Source organism: Psychrobacillus sp., from assembly GCF_056205495.1.
This window is the reverse complement of the sequence record NZ_JBAEAP010000441.1, coordinates 1-5,880: the sequence shown is the minus strand read 5'-3', so window position 1 is coordinate 5,880 and position 5,880 is coordinate 1. Positions and strand designations below refer to the sequence as shown.

Annotated in this window: 5 protein-coding genes; 1 reads left to right on the top strand and 4 read right to left on the bottom strand. The window is 35.5% G+C overall.

Annotated elements, in window-relative coordinates:
- Positions 1–36: 36 nt before the first annotated feature.
- From AC06OU_RS12835 to AC06OU_RS12825, 3 genes are all read right to left on the bottom strand, one after another.
- The gene (locus tag AC06OU_RS12835; protein WP_475856245.1) at positions 37–432 is read right to left on the bottom strand and encodes a phenylalanine--tRNA ligase subunit beta-related protein; all 396 of its coding nucleotides are present in this window, start codon (positions 430–432) and stop codon (positions 37–39) included.
- Positions 433–449: 17 nt separating this feature from the next.
- Complete coding sequence (locus AC06OU_RS12830; protein ID WP_475856244.1) at positions 450–2,207, bottom strand: NHL domain-containing protein; 1,758 nt, start codon at positions 2,205–2,207, stop codon at positions 450–452.
- A 294-nt stretch (positions 2,208–2,501) separates the two neighbouring features.
- The gene (locus tag AC06OU_RS12825) at positions 2,502–3,890 is read right to left on the bottom strand and encodes an excalibur calcium-binding domain-containing protein (protein WP_475856243.1); all 1,389 of its coding nucleotides are present in this window, start codon (positions 3,888–3,890) and stop codon (positions 2,502–2,504) included.
- Between the two features lie 314 nt (positions 3,891–4,204).
- On the opposite strand from AC06OU_RS12825, the gene AC06OU_RS12820 reads away from it, so the two are divergent.
- Positions 4,205–4,846 carry a 2OG-Fe(II) oxygenase gene (locus AC06OU_RS12820; RefSeq protein ID WP_475856241.1) on the top strand — a complete coding sequence of 214 codons (642 nt, stop codon included), beginning with the start codon at positions 4,205–4,207 and terminating at the stop codon, positions 4,844–4,846.
- Between the two features lie 169 nt (positions 4,847–5,015).
- On the opposite strand, the gene AC06OU_RS12815 is transcribed toward AC06OU_RS12820, so the two are convergent.
- Complete coding sequence (locus AC06OU_RS12815) at positions 5,016–5,702, bottom strand: hypothetical protein (RefSeq protein WP_475856240.1); 687 nt, start codon at positions 5,700–5,702, stop codon at positions 5,016–5,018.
- Positions 5,703–5,880 lie beyond the last annotated feature (178 nt).

Sequence of the window (5,880 nt, the reverse complement as noted above, 5' to 3'; positions counted from 1 at the left end):
GACCGATGTATAGTTTCGGTCCTTTATTGCTACTCATTAACTTCTTAAGTTAGCTTCGTAGTGTTTATTTAACTCATCCATTATCTTTTGATGAGGTTCATTAATATCATCTACTTTAAGCGTCTTCTCTTTATCTTCATAAACGATATTTAAAGAAACTGACTTATAACCTTCTTTAATATGCTCACCCTTATAAATATCAAATACTTCAGCAGTTTTAACAAGTTTTCCACCTACTTTAACAATAAGTTTAATAAGATCACTTGCATTTGTATCATCTTCAACAACTATAGAAATATCTCTTGAAATAGAAGGATACTTATTAATCTCAGTTGCTTTAACCTTACTTGGGTTAGAAGTTTCTAATTCATTTAAAATAAGTTCTGCATAGAAAGTATCTTTTAGTTTAAATTTCTTAATTTCTCTAAGCAAGTCTTCTCCTCCTCTCGTTATTTGGTTATTTTAATAATTTGATTGGTATGGCTATTGGTAACAAAGATTGTTCCTTCTTTAGTCACTACAAGATTTGACAGGAACTGCAAGTCTTTAACGATAGTACTTACTGTACCTTTATAGTAGTAACGAATAGCATGATTTCCGTAATCCGCAATTAATAGACCACCTTCTGGAGTAATCGCTATCCCTTTTGGTATAGAGAATTGAGAAACTAAAGCATTACCATCTTTAAATCCACCATCACTGTATAAACCATTTGTTGAGGATACATTTCCTGCAACAGTAGTCACCTTGTTTGTCATGAAATCGATATAACGTATAACTTGGTTTCCTGTATCACTCACATATAGATTTCCTTTCTCGTCTATTGCAAGACTAGAAGGCTCATTAAACTTTGCTTGGCTTAGCGTTCCATCTAGATAATCTCCTGCACTCTCAATCACTCCATCAGCAATTTCTGCTGGACGCAAGGAAGGTGTATTAAGCGTCGTGACATTACCGCTTGTGTCGATTTTACGAATCACATGATTTAATGTATCAGCCACATATACTATGCCATCTGTGGAAACTGCAATATCCTGTGGAAAATAAAAACTAGCAGCAGTTGACTTACCGTCCATTAACCCAGGTCGGCCATTTCCCGCTAAGGTAATCACTTGTCCTTCATTTGTTATTTTCCGAATCACATGGTTTGCTGTATCTGCTACATACACATTTCCCTTGGAATCACTTACAAGTCCTGAAGGGGTAGAAAAAATGGCTTTATCCTTTACATCATTATGCAAGCCCCCAAGCGGGGAACCATCTTTATCTACCGTCAAAATCATTCCTGCATAGGTAGAAAGACTTCCACTACTAAGTCGACGAATTAAATGATTTCCTTGATCAGAAATTACAAGGGAATCATCTGGTAGGATTGCTAGATTTGTAGGCAAACGTAACACGCCACCTTCCGACGTACCTGCTGCTGGGTATACCGGGGTTACAACGACTGGGGAGTAGATGGCTTGGAGCCTCTCTAGCTCTTTTATCAATGCTTGATGAAATGCTTGCTTACTAGATAATTTGGCTACGAGGGTTGGAACATCGTTAATCACTTTTACTGCTTCTTCTTTTTTTCCACCCAAATATAATTGTTGGGCGCCTGTTAGCTTCATAATAATTGTCACAGGAACCACCAACTCGTCACGTTTTTGATCTGCTGGCTTTTTATATTTTTCTAACAAGAGGTCGCGGGGTGCCTTTCCTGTTACACGATACAAAATAGTAGTTCTTGACTTAAGTTGCACTGATAGCTTGTGATAGGCTTGTTCAACTGCAATAAAGTCATTTTTTGCCTCTGCTTCTTTTATTTCCTTTAGTAAAGGATCTAAGTACTTCGTTGCGTAGTTATAGGCATCGACGTAAGGGATTAGGCCCTTCCCTATTTTCTCTTGATACAATGCCTCTATTTCTTTTAGCTTCTCTTGTTTTTCTTTTGCTGAAAGATTAGATGTGAGAATGACATTTCTAGTTGTTTGATAGTTTTTCTTTACACTGTTTAGCACTGGGTCAAGGGAAGCACTGGAGACCAATTCCCCTTTTAAAGCAGGCTCTACATAAGACAGAGCCGCTTTCTTCATTTCTATTTCTAATGAATGTATCGATTGTTGAACGGAAGTCGTTTTTCCGTGTGCAACCGGTGAAAATGACAAAATAGTTGAAACAAATAATACTGCAACCATTATTTGCTTCCAAAGTTTTCTTTTCATAATTTCTCCCCTTTACAGAACATGATAAAATTCTACAAATTGTATCAATTACATACACTTTCTAACATTAATCATTTTTTTGTCATATGAATACTGAGGAATGTTAATAGTTTGATAATTATTTGCTTTTGTATGTTCCCTGTTTCAGAAACAAACATGAATTTCACAACATTCACGTTTGTTTGAACTAACGTGAATGTTTCTGACACAGGGACGCAAATAAAAAGAGAGTATTCAAACGACAATCGTTTAAATACTCTCTTCTAATATATTATAGAAATTACTTCCTAAAATTTATCTATCACAGCCAATGCCATCGCCGTCACGATCAAGATGCTTGCCATACCCTGGCTCTCCTTGATGAATCGGTGCTGCACCAGCATTACGGGCTTCCGTACAGTTTTTATATTTTACATTAGACTTTTTCTCTTCTGCCACTCGTTTAGCTTCTTCTTGCTTACGTTGTTCCTCTGCCAAACGATCTGCCTCTTCCTGTTTGCGTTGCTCTTCAGCTAAACGTTCTGCTTCTTCTTGCTTAGCCTTTTCCTCTGCTAAACGATTCGCTTCTTCTTGCTTGCGTTGTTCCTCAGCTAGTCGATCTGCCTCTTCTTGTTTTTGCTGTTCCTCTGCTAAACGGTCTGCTTCAGCATCTGTTTTATTAGATTGCTCATCAGCTGTCTTCGTATCTGGAGTAATAGCGTCTGTTTCAGTAGTGTCTTCTCCAAAAATCATTGCAAGAATGATTATAAAGCCGAATACATACATAAACGAGGCAACTGCTCTTTTCCACCACTTCCCACTGCGGAAGCCAAGCACCTTCTGATACCATTTTCTCTCTTTTGACTCGAAAGCTATTTTAGCATCCACTAAAAGCCCAACAAACTTCTTACCCGAGCTAGTTAAAACTAACTCTCCTTCTTCTCTGCTTATGACAGTTTTCATCGCAAACTGATCAACGACTGCATGAGAAAAGAACGTAAAAGGCCATCTATTCATTAAAGTTGCTGCTCGTTCCTTATCGTCATATTCATAAACTAAAATATCCGTATCTTCTACTAAAACAAAGTTGCCCTTTTTCTTTGTGCTTTGATAGTAGCCTTCCGCAATTAGCTTCGCATCTCTATGTTTTTCTCTTAGCAGTCTTTCTCCATTTTTTGCATGACCAAGATTATCACGCTTCATAACAAATGCTGTTATTTTCACGTTATTAGATCGCAAATCATTTAATCTATCTGCGTGTAAGAAATTATCAAAATTATGGGTAACTGTCGTAAGTACATTAGCTGATTTGTGATGGACAATATGCTCAAGGATTTCAATAAACTCCTTGCTGTCATCGTTAATTTTAATATCATCAAATCTACGTGGCATGTATCCAATACTCATTGTCAGCTGCCACTCATTTTTATCCTTGTTCTCTTTCTGAACACGGATATCACTAATCTGGTCATGTGTATAAACCATATTTTCACTTCTAGAAAGAAACAGGAGAGATGTCGTTGTTAATACCAATACTCCCTTTACATCCCTACCACTTTTCTTATCAAACTCCGCCTCTATCACTTTTAAGACAGTATCCGTTGAATTTATAACGGTATGTCGTGCTTGCTCTAAAACTTTTCCATACATTGTCACTAAGGCTTTCTGACCTATTGTTGGTCGATTTCCTATCCACTTCTGCATACATGTACCTCCGTCTAAAATATCATTTTCTATTATAAACGGGTTTTCCCTATTCAGAGGTTTATGTAATTTTCAAATTTATTTAGACCCTTTGGCACAAACATATTGTTCCTTACAGTAAATGTTTCCTCTCCCATTACCATTAATATATCTAAAAAAATAATCCCAATAAAATATTCTGAAAGTTTAGATTCATATAAATTATATGATAAAATTGAATAAAATTAATTCCATAAAAAGTAATAAAATTACATTTTTATCCTGGTTATATAAATGAAATATGTACAAAATTAAATAGATGAAGAGGTGTTGTGATGTTAATAACGGAAAAGAAGGAGCAAACGATTTTTGATCACATGGGACATAAAATAATGACAGATAGAGAGATTGATATAGTTGCTAGATTAGAGGAACCATTAATAGTGGTATTAGGAAATATGTTAAGCCACGAAGAGTGCGATGAACTGATCAGATTGTCGATGGACCGAATGAAACGATCCAAAATTGGAGCAACACGCGAAGTAAATGAGCAGAGAACAAGTAGTGGTACGTTCATTGAAGAAAGTGAAAACGCGATTGTTGCTAGAGTCGAAAAAAGAATCTCAGCTGTTATGAATATACCCATCGAACACGGAGAAGGCCTTCAAATCCTTAAGTATACGCCTGGTCAAGAATATAAAGCTCATTTTGATTTCTTTTCATCAACAAGCAAAGCAGCAAACAATAATAGAATCAGTACCCTTGTCATGTACTTAAATGATGTAGAAGAAGGCGGAGAAACCTTTTTCCCTAAGCTAAATTTCACAGTAACGCCTAAAAAAGGCATGGCAGTCTACTTCGAGTATTTCTATAACGATCAAACCTTAAATGAATTAACTTTACATGGGGGCGCACCTGTGACTACTGGTGAGAAGTGGGTTGCTACTCAGTGGATGAGGAAGCAAAAGATACGATGAATCGATGCCTTTAATAAAGCTGAATTGTATTTTTGTGGCACTGAGTAATTCTAGCTTAAGGGCCTTCCTCACTAAATGATTTAATCTATAATCTATTAAACCCCTTTCAGTTATTGAAAGGGGTTTAATGCATGCTCTCTTCTTCTAAAATTAATAGCTTCTAACTAAATTATAGGACAGTATTTCCCTTCAACTTGTTAATAAACTCAAAGTATTTAATGAAAACTTCAATATAACTTTCAACACGTTCCTCTAAGGGTATATCCGTATCTAATTGAAATTTTACAATTAGTCTAAACCAGTCTTTATTTTTAACACCTTCACTAAATTCAATAGGGAATCCTAATGTTTGTTGTAATTGTGAGTAGTAGTTTTCTGCTATCCTTTTAATCTCATTTGTTCCTTCAAACTCATGCGATTCCAACGAAATTGTAGCAGTTCCATCTTTTTTATAACCAAAAACGAAATTCCAAGGTAACCCTAAAAACCTATGACCTTTAAAATAATTTCTCCTGCCACCATATCTACCTGAATAATTGGTTTGAGTCGTAATGGATTGTTGAACAGCTTGTAAAAATTCTACAACATTCTTGTCTCCTTGAATGGTTCTTTTCTGCTTTTCCGCCTTTTTCGTAATATAATAGTCCTCTAACTTACAGGGAGGAATAATTTGTTTAGTATCAATAATTAATTCATCATTAAATTTATAAGGCTTTATCGTCACACATTTAATATCAATATTATTTTCATATAACCAAGTACATACAGAAAGAATACGTTTATCAAATTCTTTTCCCACTATAATGATTCGTTGCACACCATTTAACGTGGAATTTAATTCCTCTTCATCTTCCACCTCTAAAAATTCTAATAATGCTTCTTTTGCATTTACATCCTCTTGATGTACAGCTAAATAATCTGTATAAATGTCTAATTAATCTTCTTGACTGAGTCTAGTGCAATAGGAAGGATATTTTAGTGCTTGGAAATCAACATTACTACCTCACGTATCTCTTTTTACTTCAATTACAACA